We start from the raw sequence: 3,782 nt of genomic DNA, 5'->3' as shown, positions 1-3,782 counted from the left end.
CCGAGACCGGGGCCGCGGTGTTCCAGTTGGTCGCAGAACTCGATGCGGGGCCGGTCTTCGCGACGTTCGAGCACCCGATCGGGCGCAACCAGACCGCCGGACACCTGCTCGAGGTGCTTTCCGAACGCGGAGCCGGCCTGTTGACCTCGGTTGTCGACGACCTCGACGCCGGAACCGCGCGCGCGGTGGAGCAGGCGGGTGAGGTGACGCTCGCCCCGAAACTCGACCTGGGTGACGGCCGCCTCGACTGGTCGCGGTCGGCCGCGGAACTGGATGCCCGCATCCGCGGCACCACTCCCGAGCCGGGGGCTTTCGCGCTGCTCGACGACGGCGCCGAGCGACTCAAGGTTCTCGATGCCGCCATCGCTCACGGCGACACCGCGCTTGCGCCGGGCGAGTTCGACCTCCGGGCCGGACGGCTGCTCGTCGGCACTGCAACCGACCCCCTGCACCTGGTGACGGTTCAGCCCGCCGGCAAGCGGGCGATGGCCGCCGCCGACTGGTGGCGGGGTCGCAGCCGGTGAACGCCAAGCACGGAGCGGGCACGACGGGGCGAGCCGCCCCCGCGCGCAAGGTCGCCGCCGAAGTGTTGGCGGCCGTCCGCGACGATGACGCGTACGCGAACCTGTTGCTGCCCGCCCGCATCGCGCAAGCAAATCTGAGCACTGAGGATGCCGCCCTCGCCACCGAGCTGACGTACGGCACGTTGAGGATGCAGGGTCGCTACGACCGCATCATCCGCCTGGCGGCAAATCGGGAGGTCGACGCGATCGACCCGGTCGTGCTCGACGTGCTGCGCCTCGGCGTGCACCAGTTGCTCGCGACCCGCATCCCGCCCCACGCTGCCGTCGGCGACACGGTCGCGCTCGCTCCGCGCCGGGCGACCGGCTTCGTCAACGGCGTGCTGCGCACGGTGGCGCGCTCAACACCGGACGAGTGGGATGCCCGCGTCACCGAAGATCTCAGTGGTGACGCGAAACTCGCGGCCGAGTACTCGCACCCCGAGTGGGTCGTCGACGCACTGCGTCGCGGGCTTGACGCCGACGGGCGGGTTGAAGAGTTGGAAGAGCTGCTGGCCGCCGACAACGTTGCGCCGGCCGTGTCGCTCGTCGCGCTGCCCGGGTTGGTTGAGGTCGCCGAGATTGGGGAGCCGGGCGTCATCGCGCCGACGGCCGTGCGCGCTCTCGGCGGGGATCCGGCTGCTGTTCCAGCTGTAGCGGCGGGGACGGCGCGGGTGCAAGACGAGGGGTCACAACTCGCGGCGCTGATCCTCAGCCGGGCACGCGAGGTCACGCCGGGGGAGCGCTGGCTCGACATGTGCGCCGGGCCGGGTGGCAAAGCGGCGCTGCTCGTCGCTGAAGCGCGTCTCGGCGGGGCCGAGCTGGTGGCGAACGAACTCATTCCGGCACGCGCGGGCCTGGTTCGGCGCGCCCTCGCGGTCTTCAAACCGGCACCTCAGGTTGTCGAGGGCGATGCCGCGCGCTTCGCGACGACCGATCCGGGCGGATTCGATCGCATCCTTCTCGATGCGCCGTGCACCGGACTCGGCGCCCTCCGTCGTCGCCCCGAAGCTCGGTGGCGGAAGCGGCCCGCCGATATCCCGGGTCTTGTTGCCCTCCAGACCCGACTGCTGGATGCCGCTGTCGCGGCCCTCGCGCCCGGCGGCCTGCTCGCCTATGTGACGTGCTCGCCGCATCCCGATGAGACTCGCGCGGCGGTCGCCCGCGTGCTCAAGCGGCATCCGGGGCTCACCGCCGTCGACACTCGGGCCGTCGCGGCGACGATCGCGACCAGCGACCTCGGGCCGGGCGTCGGGCCGGCGGTGCAACTGTGGCCGCACACCCACGGCACGGATGCGATGTTCGTGCAGCTGCTCTCTAAGGTGGACGCGTGAGCGCCCGCATCCAGCCCAGCATCCTTGCGGCTGATTTTGTGAACCTCGAAGCCGACGTCGTGCGCATCGCGACGGCCGATGCCGTGCACGTCGACGTCATGGACAACCACTTCGTGCCGAACCTCACCTTTGGCCCGCAGATGGTCGGCCGGTTGCAGGCGGTCGCGTCCATCCCGCTCGACGTGCATCTGATGATCTCCGACGTCGACCGCTGGGCTCCCGGCTACGCCGAACTCGGCGTTTTCTCGGTGACTTTTCATGCGGAGGCGACGGACGCTCCGGTTGCCCTCGCCCGGCGGCTACGGGAGATCGGCGCGCGGGCCGGCATCGCCGTCAAGCCCGGCACCGCGCTGGAGCCTTACCTGGAACTGCTGCCCGAATTCGATCAAGTGCTCGTGATGACCGTCGAGCCGGGCTTCGGCGGCCAGGGCTTCATGGCCGACATGATGCCCAAGGTGGCTGCGGCCCGCGCCGCGATCGACGCGGCAGGAATCGACGTGTGGCTTCAGGTCGACGGTGGCATCGCCCTCGACACGATCGGGCAGGCCGCCGAAGCAGGCGCCGACACCTTCGTCGCCGGGTCGGCCGTGTACGGTGCAGCCGATGTCGAGACCGCAATCGCCGACCTCCGTGCGGCGGCCGAACGGCACGCCCACTGATCGCGATTGGCTATCTGCCCAACATGGCGGATTTTCGTGCGTCTAAGTTAGCCATCTTGGGCAGATAGCCGAAGCGGTGGGTCTGCTTGACTGGAGTCATGAGCGAGAAGACCAAGCCTGAGATCGACTTCATCGAAGGCCCCGCCCCGACCGAACTCGTCAGCACCGACATCGAGGTAGGTGATGGCGCCGAAGCCACCGCGGGCGCACGGGTGACCGTGCACTATGTGGGCGTCGACTTCGAGACCGGCGAGGAGTTCGACTCCTCGTGGAACCGCGGAGAGTCGATCGAGTTCCCGTTGAACGGGCTCGTGCGTGGGTGGCAAGAAGGCATCCCAGGCATGAAGGTCGGCGGTCGCCGCCAGCTCGTGTGTCCGCCTGCGTGGGCGTACGGTCCCGCGGGTGGCGGACACCGCCTCTCGGGCCGCACGCTCGTCTTCGTGATCGACCTGCTCGGCGTCGCCTGACTCCGCCTAAGTCCAGGGCAGCGGCAACACCTCGCCGTCGCCGACCGGCGGCACCACCAGCACGCCGGTCGCGGCCGCGAGTCCGCGCATCATGGCGGCCCCCGTCCACTCGACCTCATCGAGCCCGGCACGTACGGGCACGAGACGGGTGGCTTCGGGATGCCGTTTCACCGAAGCTGGCACCGGGACTGTCACTAGCGGATCGATCACGCGGCCCGTGAAGCCGGCGATCAGCACGTCGCCCAGCGATAACAACCCGAGCATCGCGGCGAGCGGATTTCCCGCCAGCCCGAGCACGAGTGGCCCGTCGGGGAGGCGCGCGAGCAGAGTCGGTCCACCCGGACGCGACGCCAAGCCGGGCACGAGGTAGTCGGCGCCGAGGTCGTCGAGCGCGCGGCGAACGTGATCGGCATGCGACCCACCGGTACCTCCGGTTGTCACCACGAGATCGGTGTCGGCGTCGCGCAGCGCGGCTACTGTCGCATCCCGGTCGTCTCCGACTCGCAGGGTTCGGGTAGGAGCGGCGCCGAGCATCCCGAGAATGGCCGGAATCGTCGCGCCGAAACTGTCCCGCACGAAGCCAGCCTCGGGTACGCCGTCGAGCACGACCTCGTCGCCCGTGAACACCGTCGTGACGCTCGGGCGCAGCGCGACCTCGAGTCGGTCGGCGGTTGCGGCGGCGGCGAGGGCAAGATGCGCGGGGGAGAGCCGGATGCCGGCCGCCACGAGGAGTTCCCCGACTCTGGCCTCCTCTGCCGGGGG

Annotated in this window: 5 protein-coding genes; 4 read left to right on the top strand and 1 reads right to left on the bottom strand. The window is 70.3% G+C overall.

All coding sequences use genetic code 11. The features are described 5' to 3' along the window. The 4 genes from RMO30_RS07960 to RMO30_RS07945 all read left to right on the top strand — a co-directional run. On the top strand, nucleotides 1-524 hold a 524-nt coding region (locus RMO30_RS07960), incomplete at its 5' end, for a methionyl-tRNA formyltransferase (RefSeq protein WP_397427910.1). After that, nucleotides 521-1,894 (top strand): transcription antitermination factor NusB, encoded by a 1,374-nt coding sequence (locus RMO30_RS07955; RefSeq protein WP_309711682.1) that lies wholly within the window; start codon nucleotides 521-523, stop codon nucleotides 1,892-1,894. The genes RMO30_RS07960 and RMO30_RS07955, both read left to right, overlap by 4 nt. Then, nucleotides 1,891-2,553 carry a ribulose-phosphate 3-epimerase gene (rpe, locus tag RMO30_RS07950; protein WP_309711680.1) on the top strand — a complete coding sequence of 221 codons (663 nt, stop codon included), beginning with the start codon at nucleotides 1,891-1,893 and terminating at the stop codon, nucleotides 2,551-2,553. The genes RMO30_RS07955 and rpe overlap by 4 nt, the downstream gene beginning before the upstream one ends. Before the next feature lie 98 nt (nucleotides 2,554-2,651). Then, nucleotides 2,652-3,020 (top strand): FKBP-type peptidyl-prolyl cis-trans isomerase, encoded by a 369-nt coding sequence (locus tag RMO30_RS07945; RefSeq protein WP_309711677.1) that lies wholly within the window; start codon nucleotides 2,652-2,654, stop codon nucleotides 3,018-3,020. Between the two features lie 6 nt (nucleotides 3,021-3,026). Here RMO30_RS07945 and RMO30_RS07940 read toward each other — a convergent pair. After that, nucleotides 3,027-3,782, bottom strand: a 756-nt coding sequence (locus RMO30_RS07940; protein ID WP_309711676.1) for a molybdopterin-binding protein, incomplete at its 5' end; no start/stop codon positions are given.

Origin of the sequence: Pseudolysinimonas sp. (assembly GCF_031389465.1) — a bacterium.
Taxonomy (GTDB): Bacteria; Actinomycetota; Actinomycetes; order Actinomycetales; family Microbacteriaceae; genus Pseudolysinimonas_A.
Note: the sequence above shows the minus strand (reverse complement) of the source record. Positions and strands in the feature narration are given on the sequence as shown.